This window comes from Halopseudomonas nanhaiensis (assembly GCF_020025155.1).
GTDB lineage: Bacteria > Pseudomonadota > Gammaproteobacteria > Pseudomonadales > Pseudomonadaceae > Halopseudomonas > Halopseudomonas nanhaiensis.
In genome coordinates this window covers 3,452,742-3,473,642 of record NZ_CP073751.1, presented here as the reverse complement: position 1 = coordinate 3,473,642, position 20,901 = coordinate 3,452,742, and the positions used below count along the sequence as shown (strand labels likewise).

At 62.8% G+C, this 20,901-nt stretch carries 15 protein-coding genes; 11 read left to right on the top strand and 4 right to left on the bottom strand.

The window, feature by feature from the left end:
• Positions 1–62: 62 nt before the first annotated feature.
• The gene (gene gshB, locus KEM63_RS15995; RefSeq protein WP_223653406.1) at positions 63–1,025 is read right to left on the bottom strand and encodes a glutathione synthase; all 963 of its coding nucleotides are present in this window, start codon (positions 1,023–1,025) and stop codon (positions 63–65) included.
• Between the two features lie 216 nt (positions 1,026–1,241).
• Here gshB and pilG point away from each other — a divergent pair, with 216 nt between their 5' ends.
• From pilG to KEM63_RS15955, 8 genes are all read left to right on the top strand, one after another.
• Complete coding sequence (gene pilG, locus KEM63_RS15990) at positions 1,242–1,658, top strand: twitching motility response regulator PilG (RefSeq protein ID WP_223653404.1); 417 nt, start codon at positions 1,242–1,244, stop codon at positions 1,656–1,658.
• 33 nt (positions 1,659–1,691) lie between these two features.
• Complete coding sequence (pilH, locus tag KEM63_RS15985) at positions 1,692–2,057, top strand: twitching motility response regulator PilH (protein ID WP_223653403.1); 366 nt, start codon at positions 1,692–1,694, stop codon at positions 2,055–2,057.
• A 47-nt stretch (positions 2,058–2,104) separates the two neighbouring features.
• Complete coding sequence (locus KEM63_RS15980; protein WP_223653401.1) at positions 2,105–2,641, top strand: chemotaxis protein CheW; 537 nt, start codon at positions 2,105–2,107, stop codon at positions 2,639–2,641.
• A 75-nt stretch (positions 2,642–2,716) separates the two neighbouring features.
• Positions 2,717–4,756 (top strand): methyl-accepting chemotaxis protein, encoded by a 2,040-nt coding sequence (locus tag KEM63_RS15975; RefSeq protein ID WP_223653399.1) that lies wholly within the window; start codon positions 2,717–2,719, stop codon positions 4,754–4,756.
• Positions 4,757–4,819: 63 nt separating this feature from the next.
• Positions 4,820–5,704, top strand: a complete 885-nt coding sequence (locus KEM63_RS15970; protein WP_279346788.1) for a CheR family methyltransferase — start codon at positions 4,820–4,822, stop codon at positions 5,702–5,704.
• A 2-nt stretch (positions 5,705–5,706) separates the two neighbouring features.
• Entirely contained in the window at positions 5,707–12,324 is a 6,618-nt protein-coding gene (locus KEM63_RS15965) for an Hpt domain-containing protein (protein WP_223653397.1), read from the top strand.
• Positions 12,317–13,276 carry a chemotaxis protein CheB gene (locus KEM63_RS15960; protein WP_223653395.1) on the top strand — a complete coding sequence of 320 codons (960 nt, stop codon included), beginning with the start codon at positions 12,317–12,319 and terminating at the stop codon, positions 13,274–13,276. Before KEM63_RS15965 ends, KEM63_RS15960 begins: the two co-directional genes overlap by 8 nt.
• Before the next feature lie 29 nt (positions 13,277–13,305).
• Positions 13,306–13,773 (top strand): chemotaxis protein CheW, encoded by a 468-nt coding sequence (locus KEM63_RS15955; RefSeq protein WP_223653393.1) that lies wholly within the window; start codon positions 13,306–13,308, stop codon positions 13,771–13,773.
• Here KEM63_RS15955 and KEM63_RS15950 read toward each other — a convergent pair whose 3' ends face one another.
• Positions 13,774–15,075 carry an ATP-binding protein gene (locus tag KEM63_RS15950; protein ID WP_223653391.1) on the bottom strand — a complete coding sequence of 434 codons (1,302 nt, stop codon included), beginning with the start codon at positions 15,073–15,075 and terminating at the stop codon, positions 13,774–13,776.
• Positions 15,072–15,794, bottom strand: a complete 723-nt coding sequence (gene ompR, locus KEM63_RS15945; RefSeq protein ID WP_223653383.1) for an osmolarity response regulator transcription factor OmpR — start codon at positions 15,792–15,794, stop codon at positions 15,072–15,074. Before ompR ends, KEM63_RS15950 begins: the two co-directional genes overlap by 4 nt.
• Before the next feature lie 193 nt (positions 15,795–15,987).
• On the opposite strand from ompR, the gene KEM63_RS15940 reads away from it, so the two are divergent.
• The 3 genes from KEM63_RS15940 (at position 15,988) to gshA (ending at position 20,393) form a co-directional block, all read left to right on the top strand.
• Positions 15,988–18,336, top strand: coding sequence for a Tex family protein (locus KEM63_RS15940; RefSeq protein WP_423747818.1), 2,349 nt, complete (start codon positions 15,988–15,990; stop codon positions 18,334–18,336).
• A 2-nt stretch (positions 18,337–18,338) separates the two neighbouring features.
• Positions 18,339–18,740: a PaaI family thioesterase gene (locus KEM63_RS15935; RefSeq protein WP_223653378.1), complete on the top strand. Its 402-nt coding sequence runs from the start codon at positions 18,339–18,341 to the stop codon at positions 18,738–18,740.
• A 75-nt stretch (positions 18,741–18,815) separates the two neighbouring features.
• Positions 18,816–20,393 carry a glutamate--cysteine ligase gene (gene gshA, locus KEM63_RS15930; protein WP_223653377.1) on the top strand — a complete coding sequence of 526 codons (1,578 nt, stop codon included), beginning with the start codon at positions 18,816–18,818 and terminating at the stop codon, positions 20,391–20,393.
• A 15-nt stretch (positions 20,394–20,408) separates the two neighbouring features.
• Here gshA and KEM63_RS15925 read toward each other — a convergent pair whose 3' ends face one another.
• A complete protein-coding gene (locus tag KEM63_RS15925; protein WP_223653376.1) occupies positions 20,409–20,813 on the bottom strand; it encodes a flagellar basal body-associated FliL family protein in 405 nt (134 codons plus the stop codon).
• Between the last annotated feature and the right edge of the window lie 88 nt (positions 20,814–20,901).

The window sequence follows — 20,901 nt, the reverse complement described above, 5'->3', positions numbered from 1 at the left end:
TATCCGTAGGCTGTAGCGAGCGGCCGATTGCAGCGCAGTCTGCCGCTCCCTGTGGCAAAAGTCTATGCGCCAGGTCTCGCTTCCAGCTTTCTGGCAATGGCATCCATCAGTTGGCCACCGATGTCGGTCTGGTAGGCCGCGTCGATCTCGCGGATGCAGGTCGGGCTGGTCACGTTGATCTCGGTAAGATAATCGCCAATCACGTCCAGGCCGACGAACATCAGCCCGCGTTCGCGCAGGGCCGGGCCGATTTGTGCAGCAATCCAGCGATCACGATCGCTTAGCGGCCGCGCTTCGCCACGTCCACCGGCAGCCAGGTTGCCCCGTGTTTCGCCGTGCTGGGGTATCCGCGCCAGGCAGTAGGGTATCGGCTCGCCTTCAATCATCAGAATCCGTTTGTCGCCATCCGCTATCTCGGGAAGGTATCGCTGGGCCATGATCTGCTGCTGACCGTGCTGCGTGAGGGTTTCGATGATGACGCTGAGATTCGGGTCGTTCTCGCGAATGCGGAAGATCATCGACCCACCCATGCCGTCAAGCGGTTTGAGAATGACGTCACGGTGTTCTTGTGCGAATGCGCGCAAAATGTCAGCTCGGCGAGACACCACATTCGGCGGCGTACACTGCGGGAACTGTGTGGCATAGAGCTTTTCATTGCAGTCGCGCAGGCTTGCCGGGCGGTTTACCACCAGCACCCCGGCGCGCTCGGCGGCCTCGAGGATATGCGTCGCATACAGAAACTCGTTATCGAACGGCGGATCCTTGCGCATCAGGATGGCGTCCAGTTCGTCGAGCCCCGTGCGGCTGGTTTCGCCGAGGTCATACCAGTGCGCCGGGTCGGCATGAACGCTGAGGGGGGCCATGCGTGCCATGGCGCGGCCGTCCTCCAGGTACAGATCGGCCGGCTCCATGTAGAGCAACTCCCAGCCGCGTGACTGGGCTGCCAGCAGCATGGCCAGCGAGCTGTCCTTTTTGTACGAGATCCGGCTAATGGGATCCATGACGATGCCGATACGGATGCGCATAGGGTGTGACCTGAGAGGAAAAGTCCCGGCAGTGTAGCGTCGGGTTCATGTACTGAAAAGTTTGACTGGAACGCCGCTTTGCCGCATACCTGAGCATGCCCATGGAACGGCCCAGGAATCTATGCTAAAAGTACGCGGAAAAGGGAATGGCTGGTCTTGGGGTTGGCACCATGCCGCCTGCGAACACGACCCACATCTATAACAAGGGCTGGTCTTATGGAAGAAAATTTCGAGAGCCTCAAGGTCATGGTCATTGATGACAGCAAGACCATTCGGCGCACCGCGGAAACGCTGCTGAAAAAGGTTGGTTGCACCGTCATCACCGCCGTCGATGGCTTTGATGCTCTGGCCAAGATTGCCGATAACCACCCCGATATCATCTTCGTCGACATCATGATGCCGCGCCTCGATGGCTATCAGACCTGCGCGCTGATCAAGAACAACAGTGCCTTCCGCTCGACGCCGGTGATCATGTTGTCGAGCAAGGACGGTCTGTTCGACAAGGCAAAGGGTCGTATCGTCGGTTCCGACCAGTACCTGACCAAACCCTTCAGCAAGGAAGAGTTGCTGGGCGCAATCCGCGCGCACGTACCGCAGTCCGATAAAAAAATGGCAGGCGCTACCGGAGTTTGATCCGGAGTGCATTTGATTTGACCGGGGAAGGATATGGCCAGAATTCTTGTAGTGGATGATTCGCCGACCGAGCTGTACAAGCTCACCGGCATGCTGGAAAAGCATGGTTTCGAGGTGCTCAAGGCGGAAAACGGCGCTGATGGCGTTGCCCTGGCACGCCAGGAAAAGCCCGACGCAGTGCTCATGGATATCGTCATGCCGGGCCTCAACGGCTTTCAGGCGACGCGCCAGTTGACCAAGGATGCCGAGACAGCTCACATCCCCGTGATCATCGTCACCACCAAGGACCAGGAGACCGACAAGGTCTGGGGCAAACGTCAGGGTGCGAAGGATTACCTGACCAAGCCGGTCGAGGAAGCGACCTTGATCCAGACATTGAAGTCGGTGCTCGGTAGCTGACAGCTACCGTTGTTTCGGTGCCGCATAACAACGAGAACAGGGACGGCATGACAAACGCTACTCACCCATTCGACCTCCTGCAGCTGCTCGTCGCGCAATGCCGACAGCAGGCTGTCGGCCTGCCTGCGCAGGAAGTGGTCAGCGAAACCTGGAGCGGGGTCGGTTTCCGCCTTGCTGGTCAGCCGATGGTTGCAGCCATGGGTGAAATCAGCGAAATCCTGCATGAGCCGCGTTACACCGCGCTGCCCCGGGTCAAGTCCTGGGTACGCGGAGTCGCCAACGTCCGTGGTCGGCTGCTACCGATCGTCGATTTGAGCCGGTTCTTTGGCGCCACTGTTTCCGCGCCGCGTAAGCAGCGCCGGGTTCTGGTACTCGATCGCGACGAGCTGTTCGTCGGATTACTGGTAGACGAAGTGCTCGGGATGCAGCATTTTCCCGTAAGCAGTTTCATCAGCGACACGCCCGATGTCCCCGCAGCGTTCAGACCCTATGTGGTCGGAGCCTATCGGCGCGATCCGGTTTCGCTGGTTTTCAATTTTCGAGCATTGGCGCGAGACCAGGGTTTTCTGGACGTGGCGATTTGATCGGGAGCGGCGCCGGGTGCCGGCGTCGCAACAGGGACAACACGAATAGGAAGTAGGCCAGGTAGGGGCCAAAAGATGAAAAAGCTAGACACTCAATTTCTATCCTCCATGCGCAGTAACCGGCAGTTCCTCGGCTTGTTCGCGGCACTGATCGTTTCCTTGCTGCTGCTCTTCGTCAACTTCCTGTACCTGAACGTCCAGAGCACCTACGACACCGAATACATCGGTCACTCCGGTGAGCTGCGCGTTCTGTCCCAGCAAATTTCCAAGTCGGCCACCGAAGCCGCCACGGGTACGCCGGAGGCGTTTGCCCTGCTGGCCGAGGCGCGCAACGACTTCCAGGAGCGCTGGAACTACCTGACCGAGGGCCGCGAAGAAACGGGCCTGCCGGCAGCCCCGGGCTCGCTGCAGGAAGAAGTTGCCGCAGTGCAGGCCAACTGGGACCGCGTGGGCAGCAATGCTGACGCGATTCTGGCCAGCCAGAACACCGTACTGTCGTTGCACGAGGTTGCCGCAACACTGTCCGACACCGTTCCGCAGCTGCAGGTCGAATACGAAGACGTGGTTGACCTGCTCATCGCCAACGAAGCGCCGGCGCAGCAGATCGCGATTGCCCAGCGCCAGTCGCTGCTGGCCGAGCGTATTCTCGGCTCGGTGAACCGCGTACTCAGCGGTGACGCCGACTCCGTCATGGCAGCAGACAGCTTCGGTCGCGACGCCAGTCTCTTCGGTCGCGTGCTGGAAGGCATGATCAACGGGGACGAGGTGATGGAAATCAGCCAGGTGACGGACCCCGAAGCGGTCTCGCGTCTGACTGAAATCGCCGACCTGTTCCAGTTCGTATCCGACTCGGTGGACGAGATCCTGCTGACGTCGCCCGAGCTGTATCAGGTGCGTTCTGCTGCCAACGACATCTTCACCGACTCGCAGGCACTGTTGGAAAACGCCTCGGCCCTGTCCCTTGGCTTCGAAGCACGTGCCGATGCCCGCTGGATCAACACTTTGCTGGGTGCACTGCTGGCGATCATCGCGCTGGGCAGCATCGTATTGATCGGTATGCAGATGACCCGCGAAACACGCGTGCGTCTGGCCGAGACCGCCGAGAAGAACACCCGGAACCAGGAAGCGATTCTGCGACTGCTCGATGAAATCGCCGACCTCGCCGACGGTGACCTGACCGCCCAGGCCACGGTCACCGAGGACTTCACCGGTGCGATTGCGGACTCGATCAACTTCTCTATCGACCAACTGCGCCAGCTGGTAGAAACGATCAACCACACTGCAGCCCAGGTGGCACTCGCCGCTCAGGACACCCAGAACACCGCGATGCACCTGGCCGAAGCGTCCGAGCACCAGGCTCAGGAAATCGCTGGAGCATCGGCTGCAGTAAACGAGATGGCCGTGTCGATTGACCAGGTATCGGCCAACGCTGCCGAATCCTCGGCCGTAGCGGAGCGCTCGGTAGCCATCGCCAACAAGGGCAACGAGGTGGTACAGAACACCATCGTCGGCATGGACACCATCCGCGAACAGATCCAGGACACCTCCAAGCGCATCAAGCGTCTGGGTGAATCGTCCCAGGAAATCGGTGACATCGTCAGCCTGATCAACGACATCGCCGACCAGACCAACATTCTTGCATTGAACGCTGCGATCCAGGCCTCCATGGCTGGTGATGCGGGTCGAGGCTTCGCGGTGGTTGCCGACGAAGTACAGCGACTGGCGGAACGTTCCTCGGGTGCGACCAAGCAGATCGAAGCGCTGGTCAAGACGATTCAGACCGACACCAACGAAGCGGTTATCTCCATGGAGCAAACCACCTCCGAGGTGGTGCGCGGTGCACGCCTGGCACAGGACGCCGGTGTCGCCCTGGAAGAGATCGAGAAGGTATCGACGAGCCTAGCAGCGTTGATTCAGAACATCTCCAACGCCGCCCGCCAGCAGGCTTCGTCTGCCGGTCATATCTCCAACACCATGAACGTCATCCAGGAGATCACCTCGCAGACCTCGACCGGTACGACTGCCACTGCGCGGAGCATCGGTGAATTGGCCAAACTGGCGGAAAGCATGCGTCAGTCGGTCGATGGCTTCACGCTGCCGCAGCAGGACAGCTGAGCAGCACAGAAACAGGGGTGACCGTCAGGCGCCCCGATTGCCGGCTCGAGCAAGGGACTCATTGTGCAAAGAACGCCGAACTGGTCATTGCAGCAGCTGCCGGACATGGACATGGGCCAGTTTCGCCAGTGGCAAGCCCTGCTCGAAGAGCGTACCGGCGTCTGCGTCAGTGACCAGCGCAAGACGTTCCTGCAAACAAGTCTCTGCGCGCGCATGCGCGAGCAGCAGATGGATGACTACCAGACCTATTACGACTATGTGACCCAGGGCCCCCTGGGTGCGATCGAATGGTCTGCGCTGATAGAACGACTGACCGTACGCGAGACCAGCTTCATGCGTCATCGCGCCTCCTTCGACTGTGTTGCCCGATACCTCCATGAACGGCTATCCCAGCCCGGCAGGCAGACTCCGCTGCAACTCTGGAGCGTGGGTTGTGCCAGCGGTGAAGAGGCGTATTCCCTTGCCATTGTGGTCGAGCAGGCGCTGATCGACACCGGGTCGTCGAAACGAGACTACGGAATCTGGGCCACCGACATCAGTCTGCAGGCGCTTGAACAGGGTCGCGCCGCGCACTACCCCACCGGCAGGCTTGGCGGCCTGACGCAGGCCGAGCGCAATACCTGGCTGACCGACACGCCCGACGGGCGTCACGCAGTGCTCCCGAGCCTGCGCGAGCGCGTGTGTTTCAGCCGAATGAACATTCTTGAACTGGCCCAGGCACCGTTACGGGACCTGGATATCATCTTTTGCCAGAACCTTCTCATCTATTTCCGGCGCTGGCGCCGTCGCGATCTGCTCAACCTGCTGGCGAAGCGGTTGGCACCGGGCGGCATGCTGGTCGTCGGACTGGGTGAAATTGTGGACTGGAACAACCCCTTGCTCGAGCGCGTACCCGATGACCGGGTGCAGGCCTACGTGCGTCGGGACAGCAGCGAAAGTCTGGAGTGACTATGGGTGATCGGCATGATTATGTCGCCCTCGATTGGGTAAAAGGCGAGATTTCCGAAACGCTTGGGCAGGCACGCCAAGCCCTGGAAGCCTACGTTGAACACCCCGAGGATTCGACGCGACTGCGGTTCTGTCTGACCTATATCCATCAGGTCCACGGTACCCTGCAAATGGTCGAGTTCTACGGCGCGGCCCTGCTCGCCGAAGAAATGGAAAAGCTCGCTCAGGCGCTGATGCACGGCAGCGTGGACCGCGAAGGCGAGGCGCTGGAAGTGTTGATGCAGTCGATCCTGCAGATGCCAGCGTATCTCGACCGCGTTCAGTCCGGTCGCCGCGATCTGCCGCTGGTCCTGCTGCCGCTGCTCAACGACATGCGCTCCGCTCGGGGCGAAAAACTGCTGTCGGAAAATGCACTGTTCAGTCCGCAGATTGCCGAACAGGACGCCAGCAGCGCGGCCAGCGACGAACAGCGCGCCAACTTTGCCGGCCCGGACATAGCCCGTCAGCTGCGCAAGCTTCGCCAGGCCATGCAGATCGCCCAGGCAGGCATCGTCCGTGAACACAACGTTCCGGCCAATGCTCACCAGTTGCTGCGGGTGTTCGAGTACCTGGAAAAGATTTTCCGCGGCGCGCCGCTGGCCAACCTGTGGAAGGTTTTCGCCGGAATAGCCGAGGGCCTTCAAACCGGTAGCATCGAGCCGGGTGCCGCCATCAAGCAGCTGTTGCGTCAGGCAGATCGGGAGTTGCGTCAGCTACTTGATGCCGGGCCCGACGCGCTCAGCGCCAGGCCGGCCCCTGAACTGCTGCGCAACCTCCTCTTTTACGTCGCCAAGAGTTCCGGCGCCAGTCCCCGTCTGGACGCGTTGAAAGAGCGTTATCAGCTCAACGGCGCCTGGGATCAGGCCGATCAGGACACTGATCGCACCAGCCGGCTGGTCGGCCCCGACCGCAGCGCCATGCAGTCCGTGGTGATAGCGCTGGGCGAGGAGCTTAACCAGGTCAAGGACCGTCTGGACCTGTTCGTGCGCAGTGACCGCAGTCAGCCGGAGCAGCTGGCAGACATGCTGCCCACCCTCAAGCAGATTGCCGATACGCTGGCCATGCTTGGCCTGGGCCAACCGAGGCGTGTGCTGCTCGAGCAGATCGAACAGGTCGACCGTCTGGCCGTCTCCCGGTCGCCGATCGGCGACGGTTCGTTGATGGATATCGCCGGCGGGCTGCTGTTTGTCGAAGCGAGCCTGCAGGGCATTTCCGGACAGGAACGCAGCGACGGAACGCGCAAACCGGACAGCGACGAGGCCCAGCGAGTCGCCGCGGCCCGGGACATGCAGGCCGTTCACCGCCAGGTGGTCCATGAAGCGCGCAACGATCTCGAGCTTACCCGCGAAGCGATCAATGCCTTCATCGCACACCAGTGGAATCATCAGCATCTCCAGCCAGTCGATGGATTGCTCAACAGCGTTCGCGGCAGTCTGTCGATGCTTGGCCTGGCGCGCGCCTCGACGGTGGTAGGGATATGCCGGCAGTGCGTCAACGAATCGCTGCTCGCACCGCGGGCGGTGCCCAGCTGGGAATCGCTTGACGCGCTGGCCGATGTCATTACCAGCGTGGATTATTACCTCGAGCGCCTGGCTGAAGACGACGCCAACCGGGGCGACGGGATTCTTGCTGTGGCCGAGGAACGGCTCGCCACGCTCGGGTACGACGCTGAAAGCCTCCGAACCTTCGCTCCCGAATCGTCCCCCCTGGCTGAAGCTGAAGCTGAAGCTGAAGCTGAAGCTGAAGCCGCAGACGTCACCGGGGAAACTGCCGACGCAGAGCCGACCGGCAGCACACTCCCTCAAATCGACCTCGACGCAGGCGAGGAGCCGGAAGCCGGCGCCCCCGAGCCGGAGTCGGACCTGCCGATCGAAGCGAGTGCTCCTGCACCCGAAAGCGAGCCCGTCGCCGAGCCGCCGGCTGCGGTTCAGATGGCAGCCAGCGATGCCGACGAGGATGAGCTGGACGAAGAGCTGGTCGAGATATTCATCGAGGAGGTCGGAGAGGTCCTTGAAACGCTGCAGGAGTTCGTGCCGGCGTGGCAGGCCGATCCCGATGATCACAAGGCCCGAGCAGAAGTCCGTCGTGGCTTCCACACACTCAAGGGTAGCGGCAGGATGGTGCGCGCCGGTGTGCTGGCGGAGCTGGCATGGTCCGTCGAGAACATGCTCAATCGCGTCATAGACGGCAACATCGGGACCAGCCCGGAGCTGTTCGGCGTGGTAAACGATGTGCGCGCGCTGATGCCGCAACTGGTGGACGACTTCGCCGCCCATCAGCAGCAGATGCGACCGCAGGTGCAGTACCTGTCGAGCTGTGCCGACGCGCTGGGCAAAGGACAGCCGATGCCTGCTCCGATCTCGGAAGGGCCTGCGGCCGAGTCGTTGCTGGACGATGATAGCGGTGCGCAGGACGATGCGGCGCAGGCAGGCGAGGCTCCTGCGGATGTTCAGTTCAGTATCGACCCTGATCCCATCGAGGCAGCGGATCAGGACGATCCAATCGTCCTCGAAACCGATCACTCTGAAACCAGCCTGGATGAGGCGGGTGAAGAAGAACACACGGTTGACGCGCAGGGCTCCTTGTCGGACGCCGAGGCGTCGGCAACGAACGAGCTGGCCGACGACGCATCCACTGTCGAATTCGAGTTTATAGAGCCGCAGCCGACAGAGCCGGAGCAGACAGACCAGGAAGACATTATCCTGGCCGGGCTGGATGTCGGCAGTGATGAAGGTGACGATGCAGCGCTTGAGAGTCTGGTCGATGCGCCGGTCGAACCAACCGCTGACGCGTTGACAGCGGAGAGGGTCGAGGAAGACGCCGAGCCTGCCGACACGGCTGAAGCGTCCGCCATGGAGATGGAGACCAATGGTCTCGATCCGGTGCTGCTGGAGATTTTCTGGAACGAAACCCAGGCTCACATCGAGGAGATCAGGGACTTCCTGCGGCTGTGCGATCAGAGCGTGCCGCGCAGCATCAACGATTCCCTGCAACGCGCCCTGCATACGCTCAAGGGCAGCGCGCACATGGCAGGCATCAAGCCGATCGCCACGTTGGCGACGCCGCTGGAGAAGCTGGCGAAGGAATTCAAGGCCAACCTGATCGCCGCCGATCGCGAATTCGCCGATCTGCTGGGCGACGCCGTGAGCATGATCGAAAGCGGTCTGGCGCGGCTTGAGGTCAACGCCGATGAACCGATAGAAGACACCGACGCGTTTCTCGCACGCCTGCAGCAGATTCACGCCAGGGCACTCGAGACCCGCGACAAGCGCCGCAGCGAGTCGGATCAGAGCCCTTCAGGCGAGGCGGGGCTGCTTTCCATCTTCCTCACTGAAGGCCTTGATCTGTTGCTCGATGCAGCTGACCAGCTGTTGGCCTGGAAGCCGGGCCAACCGGAACCGGTCGACAATCAGGCGCTGGTATCAAGTCTCAGGGCGCTGGGTGAAGTAGCCGGGGACGTGGAGCTGGGTGAGCTCGAGTCGCTGTGCCAGTCGCTGGAAGATGTGCATGGCGCGCTCGCAGAGCAGCGTCTGGATCTGGATGCCGAAGGCGCCTCCACGCTGGTGGCCGCGCACGAACGGCTCATTACCATGATGGACCAGGTGGCCGCGCATCAGCATGTAGCCGCACCTGCTGCAGAAATAGCCGCGCTGGCTGCGTTGCTGCAACAACGTGAAGCTGACCAGCCCGCGGATGACGAGGCGCCGACCGAGGTAAGCGTCGACGATGCCGAACCGCCAGTCGTAGCGGCAGGCGCAAGCGAAGAGCTGTGGGATCCGGCGGCATCGGCGACCGATGTCGAGCTGGTGGACATCTTCCTGGAAGAAGCCCAGGAGATCATCGAAAGCTCCAGCGAAAGCTTGCGGCACTGGCTTGAAGACACCGGTAATGGCATTGCCGTGGCGGCATTGCAACGTGACCTGCACACACTGAAGGGCGGCGCCCGCATGGCCGAGATTACCCCGGTCGGGGATCTCGCCCACGAACTCGAGTTCCTTTACGAAGGGCTGGGCGAGATGCGTTACCAGCCCAGTGAACCCTTGTTCGCCTTGCTGCACGCCTGCCACGATGCGCTGGCAGAGATGATCGAAGGCATTATCGCGCGCCGACCGGTGCGCACCGGTCGTGCACTGATTGCAGCGATTCGCCAGTACCGGTCCAATCCCGAGGCGCCGGTGGTGCTGCCGGGTCAGGCCGCTCCAGCGCCGGCGGCCTCCGCCGTCGAGGACTCGGTAGAGCCCGCTTCGCCTGCGGCGCGACTGGTCAACCAGCCGCTCAAGGGCATGCTGGGGATGTTCGTCGAAGAAGCGCGCGAACTGCTCGCTCCGTGCAGCGCGCTGCTTGAAGCACGGCGCAGCGATGCGGCCGCCGCGCATGAGTTGCTGCATCGCATTCAGACGCTCAAGGGCAGCGCCAGACTGGCCAGTCAGCACGTCCTGGCCGAGCAGGCGAAGCGACTCGAGTCCGCGCTGCATGATGTCACCGCAGAGCATGATGATGCGCTTGCTGGCGCACTGGATGGCTTGCGAGCGGCGGTCGAGCAGATCGCGGCAGGTGGCGAAGTGGAGGACGCCGGCTGGAATACGCCGCAGAACTGGTCTTCCAACCCGGTGCGCGACATTGCGCCGATTGAAGCGCTTGAGCCTGCGCAGCCGACCCAGACGCTGGCCACTGTCAAGGCGGTGCTCGAGCAGGCCATGCAGGTCGGCCAGGGTTCCGAGTCGCGCACCAGCCGCAGTAGCGGACAGGAAACCGTCAAGGTTCCCGCTGCGCTGCTCGAAGAGCTGGTCAACCTGGCCGGTGAAACGTCCATTTTCCGGGGCCGGGTCGAGCAGCAGGTGAGCGACCTGAGCCAGACGCTGTCCGACGTCGAAACGACCATCGAGCGGGTCCGCGACCAGCTGCGCCGGCTGGACATGGAAACCCAGGCGCAGATCCTCTCGCGGCACCAGGAGGAGATCGAGCAGGGTTACGAGGATTTCGACCCGCTGGAGATGGACCGCTATTCGCAGTTGCAGCAGCTGTCGCGATCGCTGTTCGAGTCCGCATCCGACTTGCTCGATCTGAAGGAAACACTGGCCGCTAAAAGTCGCGATGCCGAAACGCTGCTGGTCCAGCAGGCGCGGGTCAATACCGAACTTCAGGAAGGCCTGATGCGCACGCGCATGGTGCCCTTCGAGCGGCTGTTGCCGCGCATGCGCCGTGTGGTTCGGCAGGTTGCCACCGAGCTCGGCAAGCAGGTCGAGCTGACTGTCGGCAACGCTGAAGGCGAAATGGATCGCAGCGTGCTCGAACGCATGATCGGCCCGCTGGAGCATATGCTGCGCAACGCGGTCGACCATGGCATCGAGATGCCGGACCGGCGTAGCGCGAGTGGCAAGGCGGAGCAGGGCAACATCATGCTCGACCTGCGTCGTGAAGGCGGCGAGATCGTCCTGCAGCTGGCCGATGATGGCGCCGGCATCAATCTCGACGCGGTGCGGCGCAAGGCGATCGAGCGCGGACTGATGGACGCCTCTGCCGAACTCACCGACCAGGAGATTCTGCAGTTCATTCTTGAAGCCGGCTTCTCCACCGCGGAAAAGGTTACCCAGATTTCCGGGCGTGGTGTCGGCATGGATGTGGTCAATGCCGAGGTCAAGCAGCTCGGCGGCAGCATGACGCTGACCACCGAGCCGGGTCAGGGATCGGTGTTCACCATCCGCCTGCCGTTCACCGTGTCGGTGAACCGTGCGTTGATGGTGTATTCCGGCGAGGACCTCTACGCCATTCCGCTGAACACCATCGAGGGTATCGTGCGGGTTTCCGGCTACGAGCTCGAAGCCTACTACGCGCCGGACGCCCCGGCGTTCCAGTACGCCGGCAAGACCTATGACCTGCGCTATCTCGGCGATCTGCTGGTCACCGGGCAGCAGCCCAAGCTGAGCGGGCACAGTCTGCCGCTCCCGGTGATTCTCGTGCGCGGAACCGAGCACAGCGTCGCCGTTCAGGTCGATGCGCTGGCAGGCTCGCGGGAAATCGTGGTGAAAGGCCTTGGCAAGCAGTTCGCCGTGGTGCCGGGCATCTCCGGCGCGACCATCCTGGGTGACGGCCGCGTAGTGGTGATTCTCGATCTGCTGGCAGTGATTCGTGCCCAGCAGGCGCTGCATTCGCAGCAGCGTCTGGCTGCCGAGCGTCAGCAATTGACCCAGGCGCAGAACGAGGAGCGGCCCACCCTGGTCATGGTGGTGGACGATTCGATTACCGTACGCAAGGTCACCAGCCGTCTGCTCGAGCGGCACGGGATGGAAGTGGTTACGGCGAAGGACGGCCTCGAAGCGATCGCCAAGCTGCAGGACATTCAGCCGGACATCATGCTGCTGGATATCGAGATGCCGCGCATGGACGGCTTCGAAGTGGCCACCCTGGTACGCCATGACGAACGTCTTCAGGACCTGCCGATCATCATGATCACCTCGCGGACCGGTGAGAAGCACCGCGACCGGGCGCGGGCGATCGGCGTGAACGAGTACCTCGGAAAGCCGTATCAGGAGGGTCAACTGCTTGAAGTCATCGGCCGCCTGGTCGCGCTCAGTGACTGATGCGCTCGCGCCTGCCATCGCTCTGCTTGCCAGCGGGCGGTGCAGGCGCGAGGTGCTTGCCGAGGTGCTCGCCGGGTTCGGCTACCGGCTGGTGTTCATTGACGGGCCGGAGCGTTTGACGCCGGCGCAACTCGGGTCGATCGATACCGATCTGTGGTTGCTGGACGTCTCGGACGAATGCGAAGCGATCGACTGGCTGCTGGACCAGAGCGATGTCCCGGTGCTGCTGGGGGTCGGCGACACGCCGGAGGCCGACAGCGAAGACTATCCGCGCTGGAAACGACAGCTGTACAACAAGCTGCTGCCGCTGATAGGCGCTGCGCCCGGGGGCGAGGCGCCGACTATGGCTCCAGCTTCGACGCCGAACGCACCCGCTTGTGTCTGGGTACTGGCGGCCTCGCTCGGCGGTCCGGCCGCGGTCAAGGCGTTTCTTGATCACTTGCCGGCAAGCCTGCCGGTAGCTTTCGTTTACGCTCAGCACATCGATGCGACGTTCGAAGCGCAGTTGCCGCAAATCGTGGGCCGGCACAACGAATGGCGGATCATCAATTGCGTGCCGGGTGTAGGGCTTGCCCCGGGCGAGGTGCTGATAGCACCGATCGAGCGCTCAATGCAGTTTGGCGGCGACCGCCAGGTCCAGATGCGTGATGCGCCCTGGCCTGGTCCGTACCAGCCGGCGATCGAGTCGGTGATCGATGAGGTCATGCGCGGCTTTGCGCCCGCGTGTGGTGCGATCATCTTCAGTGGTATGGGCGAGGATGGGGTGGCGGCCTGCGGGCGGCTGCGCCAGAGCGGCATGGAGGTGTGGACGCAGACCGCAGAGAGCGCCGCCTGCGGAGTCATGCCCCAGGCTGTACAGGATGCCGGCCATAGTAGCCGGCAGGGAACGCCAGAACAGCTGGCCAGTGCCATGCGGGACTGGCTGGAGCAGGAATGGGCGGTGGCGCATTAGCGAGCCGCACGAGCAGAAGAGGCAATTCGATGGCAGACGCACTGGAAAGCTTGAATGGACTCATCGTACCGCTGGGCGGGCAGCCCCTGCTGTTGCCCAACATCGCGGTTGCCGAGTTGGTGGGTTATCGCCTGAGTCAGCCGGCGGCACAGGGCCCGGAGTGGTTTCTGGGCTGGACGACATGGCGCGACCAGAAGGTGCCGCTGCTCGATCCCGAACTGCTGTTGGGTCAGCCCAGCAGCCAGGCTGCCGAGGTGCAGCCCCGAACGTTGATTCTCAACGCGCTCGGTGGACGCACGGGTCTCAATTTCATTGGGCTGCGGATCTGGGGCATCCCGCGCTCGCGCAAGGTGCTGCGCGGCGAGATCGAGCCGGTGGGCGAAGCGGCGGCATATATTACCCAGCCGGTCCGCCTGGCTGACGAACCGGCAGAGTTGCTGATTCCAGATCTGCTGGCCATAGAGCAGGCCCTGGCTGACTCCGGCCTGCTGCGCTGATCAGAGCGGAAAACTGAGCCGCGCCTCGGTGCCGCCGCCGGTGCGGTTCAGCAGCTGCACCGTCGCGCCGTGACCATCGGCGATACGTTTGACGATCGCAAGTCCCAGCCCGGTGCCCTTGGTCGAGCGAGCCCGGTCCCCACGGGTGAAGGGTGTGAACAGTGCCTCGCATTCGGTTGGATCAATACCCGGACCGCGATCCAGGACGCTGACCACCAGGTAGGAATGCGTCGCTGCACGCGTGACATGGGTACACACCTCTACCCCTGAGCCGCCATGGTTCAGGGCGTTTTCCACCAGATTCGCCATCACCCGCTTGATCGACAGCCGGCGCACCGGAATATCCGGCACCGGCTCCAGGCATAGTCGCACCCGCTCATCGCCGGTATTGAGCGGCGCAACGACTTCGCGGATCAGGTCATTGATGTCCGCCGGCTCGATCGGTTCGGCGCTGCCATCGCGAATGAAGGCCATGAACTGATCGAGGATCGCGTCCATGTCTTCGATATCGCGAATCATGCCATCGGTCAGTTCCGGCTCGGCGCTGGAGAGCAGCTCGGTGGACAGGCGCATGCGCGTCAACGGCGTGCGCAGGTCGTGGGAGACGCCGGCCAGCAGCAGCGAGCGGTCACGGTTGGCCTGCTCGACGTCCTGGGCCATCTGATTGAAGGCGCGATACACCTCCGCGATTTCGGCGGGGCCGCCGGTATCCAGCAGGCGAATGCTGTGGCCCTGGCCCACACGTCGCGCAGCGAGCTCCAGCACTTTGAGCGGGCGGTTGAGCTGACGCACGAAGATCCAGGCCGCCGCGGTGGAGAGCATGCCGATCAGCAGCATCCAGCTGAATACCATCCAGATCCGCTGGCCACGCAGCGGATGAGCGTAGATCGGCACCTTCAACCACTGGTCCCGGTAAGCGGGCTGGTTCACCCACAGTGCCGGTTCGTCCTGAATACGCACACGCACCTGCGTGCGGTCGCCCAGCTCGTCGCGCAGTTGATTGGTGAATACGCCGGAGTAGGGCCAATGCACCTCGCCCGGTGGTACTTCGTTCGCCGGAACCAGGGTCACGCCGGTCATCGCTTCGATGTCCGCGCGTGCATCCGGTCCGCTTGCCCAGTAGGCGCGGATGAGCATCGCGGTGCCATGGCTGTACTGGCGGTCGACCAGCAGGTCCTCGTTGCTCAGCAGGTAGACCATGGTGAGCAGCTTGGAGAACAGCGTAACGACGAGCACCAGCAGGATGGTCCGGGCGAAGAAGCTACGCGGCAACAGGGGGTGCCAGCCCGGACCTCCCTTCACGTTGCCTGACCGTCCGGTACGAATACGTAACCGACACCCCAGACGGTCTGGATGTAGCGCGGCTTGGACGGATCAGGCTCGAGCATCCGGCGCAGTCGGGAGATCTGCACATCGATCGAGCGCTCGAGTGCGTCCCACTCGCGGCCACGGGCGAGTTGCATCAGCTTGTCGCGGGTGAGGGGCTCGCGAGGGTGACGAACCAGTGCCTTGAGCACGGCGAACTCGCCAGTGGTGAGCATGTTCACTTCATCGCCGCGCTTGAGTTCGCGGGTAGCGAGATTGAGCACGAAGTCGCCAAAGGTCACCTGATCGTCTTCGGCACTCGGCGCACCGGGGACCTGCGGCGCCTGACGGCGCAGTACGGCCTTGATCCGCGCCACCAGCTCGCGTGGGTTGAACGGCTTGGGCAGGTAGTCGTCGGCGCCCAGCTCCAGCCCCTGAATCCGGCTGGTCTCGTCACCCTTGGCAGTCAGCATGATGATCGGGGTGGTGTTCTGCTGCTCTCGCAGCCGCTTGCAGGCGCTCAGGCCGTCTTCCCCGGGAAGCATGAGATCGAGGACAATCATCGAATACAATTCACGCGCCAACAGCCGGTCCATCTGTTCGGTGTTTTCGACGGCCCGCACGCGATAGCCCTGCTCGCTCAGAAAACGCTCGAGCAACCGCCGCAACCGCACATCGTCGTCGACAATTAGAATCTTCTCGCCTTCGCTGTTCATGCTTCCCGCCTCGTTTTTGCGTCCTGGCATTGTCGCAGATGCCGGTTTGCTTGCCTTTGAGCCATCGTTACAAGAGGTTTCTTTTGTACATCGTCTGCCATCGCACGCCAATAGGGCGATGCACGGCGGGTGCCTTTGGAGCAGCGCGGTCGGCTATACTGCGCGGCTCGTTACACTGATCGGACCATCATCCATGGATAGTATTGCCTCGCGCATCGCTAGCGAACTGGCGGTTCGTCCCGAGCAGGTCAAGGCCACCGTCGGCCTGCTCGACGAGGGCGCCAGCGTGCCCTTCATCGCCCGCTACCGCAAGGAAGTCACCGGCAGCCTGGATGACACGCAGCTGCGCTACCTTGAAGAGCGTTTGCGTTACCTGCGCGAGTTGGAAGACCGCCGCAGCGCGATCCTCTCCAGCATCGACGAGCAGGGCAAGCTCACCCCCGAGCTCAAACGCGACATTACCCAAGCGGATACCAAGACCCGGCTCGAGGATCTGTATCTGCCGTACAAGCCCAAGCGCCGCACCAAGGGCCAGATTGCCCTTGAAGCCGGCCTCGGTCCGCTGGCCGAGCAGCTGTATGCCGATGCCCAGCTCGATCCCGAGCAGCTCGCGCGCGACTACGTCGATGCCGGGAAGGGTGTTGCCGATACCAAAGCCGCGCTGGACGGCGCCAAGTACATCCTCATGGAGCGCTTCAGCGAAGATGCTGCGCTGATCGAGAAGTTGCGCCATGCGCTGCGCCAGGATGGGCGGGTGGTGTCGCGGCTGGTATCCGGGAAAGAGCAGGAGGGAGCCAAGTTCCGCGATTATTTCGAGTATGACGAGCCGCTGAAGAGCGTGCCCTCGCATCGGGCGCTGGCCATCCTGCGTGGGCGTAACGAAGGCGTCCTGAGCATTGCCCTGGAACTGGGCGAAAGCGACGCCTCGGCGCCCAGCATGCATCCCTGCGAAGGGATCATCGCGCAGGCGGTAGGCATCGAGCAGCAGGGCCGCCCGGCGGACAAGTGGCTGGGCGAAGTGGTGCGCTGGACCTGGCGAGTGAAACTGCTGGGGCACCTGGAAACCGAGCTGCTGGGCGATCTGCGCGAAGCCGCCGAGGATGAAGCGATCCGGGTATTCGCCAGCAACCTGAAGGACCTGCTGCTGTCGGCGCCCGCCGGCCCGCGGGTGACGCTGGCGCTGGATCCGGGCCTGCGCACCGGCTGCAAGGTGGTGGTGGTCGATGCAACCGGCAAGCTGGTCGATACCGCCACCGTGTTTCCGCATGCGCCCCGCAATCAGTGGGACCAGTCGCTCGCTGTGCTGGCATCACTGTGCAACAGGCATCATGTCAATCTGGTCGCGATCGGCAACGGCACCGCCTCGCGTGAAAGCGACAAGCTCGCCGGCGACCTGCTCAAGCTGTGCCCCGCGCTGAAGATGCAGAAAATCGTGGTATCGGAAGCCGGTGCTTCGGTGTACTCGGCATCCGAGCTGGCTGCCCGCGAGTTCCCGGATCTGGACGTGACCTATCGCGGTGCGGTCTCGATTGCGCGACGGTTGCAGGATCCGCTGGCCGAGCTGGTGAAAATCGAACCGAAATCGATCGGCGTCGGGCAATATCAGCACGACGTTTCGCAGGTCAAGCTCGCGCGCAGTCTGGATGCGGTGGTCGAGGACTGCGTGAACGCGGTCGGCGTTGATCTGAACACCGCCTCGGTACCCTTGCTGACACGCGTGTCTGGCCTCAATCCGACCATCGCCCAGAATATCGTTGCCTACCGTGATCAGCACGGTGCGTTCAAAAGCCGTCGGGAGCTGCTCAAAGTCAGCCGGCTGGGCGACAAGACCTTCGAGCAGGCCGCGGGTTTCCTGCGCGTGATGCATGGCGACAACCCACTGGACGCGTCCGCGGTGCATCCGGAAGCCTATCCGCTGGTCGAGCGCATCGCCGGCGAGACCGGTCGCGACATCCGCAGCCTAATCGGCGATTCGGGATTCCTCAGGAAGCTCGACCCTGCCCGGTTTACCGACGAGCACTTCGGCGTGCCGACGATCAGCGACATCCTGCGCGAGCTGGACAAGCCCGGTCGTGACCCGCGTCCGGAATTCAAGGCGGCGACCTTTCAGGAGGGCGTCGAGAAGCTCAGCGACCTGGAACCGGGCATGGTGCTCGAGGGCGTGGTGACCAACGTCGCCAATTTTGGGGCGTTCGTCGACATCGGCGTGCATCAGGATGGTCTGGTGCACATTTCCATGTTGTCCAATCAGTTCGTCAAGGATCCACGGGAGGTCGTCAAGGCCGGCGACATCGTCAAGGTCAAGGTGCTGGAAGTGGACATTCCGCGCCAGCGCATCGGCCTGACCATGCGCATGAGCGACGAGCCGGGCTCGGCCAGTTCGCCCCAGGCGCGCCGCGACGCGGCTGGCGCCGGGCAGGGTGATCGCAGCAGGCCGCGTTCGGCTCCTCGTAACAAACCGGCCGGGGCTGGTGCGTCCGAGCCCGCCGGTGGTACGTTTGCCAGCCTGTTCGCCAATGCCAAAGACCTGAAGAAGCGCTGATCATGAGCCAACACCCGTCACTGACCGAGTTTGCCCGCAACCGCATGAGCCCGTTCACCCAGATGCTCGGGCTGGAGTTCGAGTCGCTCGAGCGCGGCCTCTGCACGCTCAGGCTGTCGATTCGCGAGGACCACTTCAATTCCACTCAACGCGTGCATGGCGGAGTGATATTCTCGCTGCTCGATTCGGCGATGGGTGCGGCGGCCTTCAGCGTGCTGGAGTCCCATGAGAGCACTGCAACGGTCGAGTGCAAGATCAACTACACCCGCGCGGTCACTGGTGGCGAGCTGCTGTGCACCGGCAAGGTGGTACACGCCGGTACGCGAACCGTCGTGGTGGATGGCGAGGTGTGGCAGGACGGTGCGCTGGTGGCAAAAAGTCTCGGAACCTTTGCCCGTATCTGACCGCTCCTATACTCAACTAGCTCGAATGCCGGCACGCCTTCGCGTCACCGGCGCACTGCCTTAAGGAACGACGAATTGTCACCAACGCTCAGCGACAGCCTTGATTTGCTCAGCCAGCCGACCCACCGCGAGCTGCTGCGCGGATGCCTGCACGGTATCGAAAAGGAAAGTCTGCGTATCAGTGCGGACGGGGCGCTGGCGCGCACACCGCATCCGCTGGGTCTGGGCTCGGCGCTGACGCACCCGACCATCACCACCGACTATTCCGAAGCCCTGCTGGAGCTGATCACGCCGGTCAGCGCCGATATCGACGGCCTGTTCGACAGTCTCGACCGCATTCACCGCTTCACCTATGCGCAGCTCGGCGACGAGCGCCTGTGGACCGAGTCGATGCCCTGCCTGCTGCCGGCGGCAGACGTCGATATACCGATCGCCTGGTATGGCACTTCCAACATCGGCATGCTCAAGCACGTTTACCGGCGAGGTCTGGCCGTGCGTTACGGGAAGGCCATGCAGTGCATCGCAGGCATCCACTACAATTTCTCGCTTCCACCGCAATTATGGGCTGCGCTTGCGCAGCGCAGCGGCGACCACCGACCGCCCCAGGATTATCAGTCCGAGCGCTATGTGGCGCTGATTCGCAATTTCCGCCGCTATGCCTGGCTGTTGATGTACCTGTTCGGCGCCTCGCCTGCCGTCTGTGCCAGCTTTCTGCAGGGCCGTGATCACAAGCTCGAGCGCCTCGGCGAGCGCAGCCTGTATCTGCCGTACGCGACCAGCCTGCGCATGAGCGACCTGGGTTACAACAACAACGCCCAGTCCGGCCTCAACGTCTGTTACAACAGCCTGGATAACTACATCGCCAGCATGCGTGAGGCCACCGGCATTCCCTATGCGCCGTACGCTGCACTGGGTACGCATGATGCCGATGGTCAGTGGCAGCAGCTGAACACAAACCTGCTGCAAATCGAAAACGAGTTCTACAGCCCGATCCGTCCCAAGCGGGTCACCCGCAGTGGCGAGAAGCCGGTGCATGCGCTGGCCTCGCGTGGGGTCGAATATATCGAAGTGCGCTGCATGGACATCGATCCCTATTCGCCCATGGGAATCGAGCCGGAAACCGCGCGGTTCCTCGACTGCTTCCTGCTGTATTGTGCGCTGGAGGACAGCCCTGCCCATGACCCGCAAAGCTGCGCTGAGCTGGCGGACAACTTCGCGCTTTCGGTCAAGCGGGGACGTGAGCCGGGCCTGCAGCTGAGCGATGCGGGGCAGCCGCGCTCATTGCAGGACTGGGGACTCGATCTGCTGGACAAGATCGCGGCCTGTGCGGGGCTGCTCGACGAGACCCGGCAGACCAGCGCCTATAGCAAGAGCCTGGCCAGGCAGCGGGACAAACTGCACAACGCAGCGCTCACCCCGTCAGCGCAGGTACTGGCGGACATCGAGCGGCATGGCAACAGCTTCTTCCGCTTCGCCCTGGCGCAATCGGAAGCCCACCGCAAGCACTTCATTGAGCGTCCGCTGGACTCCGATAGCCTGCGAGCGTTCCGCACCCAGGCCGATGCCTCGCTGGCCGAACAGACAGCGATCGAGGCGGCCGACGAGATCGACTTCGACACCTTTGTGGAGCGCTATCTCAGCCAGCAGGGATGAACATCCGCTGACGTCTTACTGAGTGATCAGGTTGGTGAACAGCAGGTCGTCGACCAGCGGTTCGCCTTCCTCTTCCTCCAATACGGTGCGCACGGCAGCCAGCGCTTCGGCGCGCAGCTGCTCCTTCCCTTCCAGCGTCGCCAGCGCTTCGCGTGACTGCCGCGCAAAGAGCCCGACCAGCGCATTGCGGATCAGCGGATCGTGGTATTGCACCTTTGCCACCGCCGCAGGCTGATTGACGCGCAGCGCCACGTCCACTTTCAGATACTGGATCTTCGGTCCGGGGCCGATGGTTCCGACAAACGCCGGTTTGAGTTCGACGTATTGCGGCTCGGCAGTAACAGGCTCCTCGGCCTTCAACGGGGTGCTCAGAGCGACCAGGCATAACAGGGCAAACAGCAAACGGGTAGGGCGGTGCACGGCGGATACTCCAGTGATTTGGCACAGGATAGCCGAGCGCCTCGCCGTCGCCAAATGGCTGGCCTGTTATGGACATGGATCACCCGAA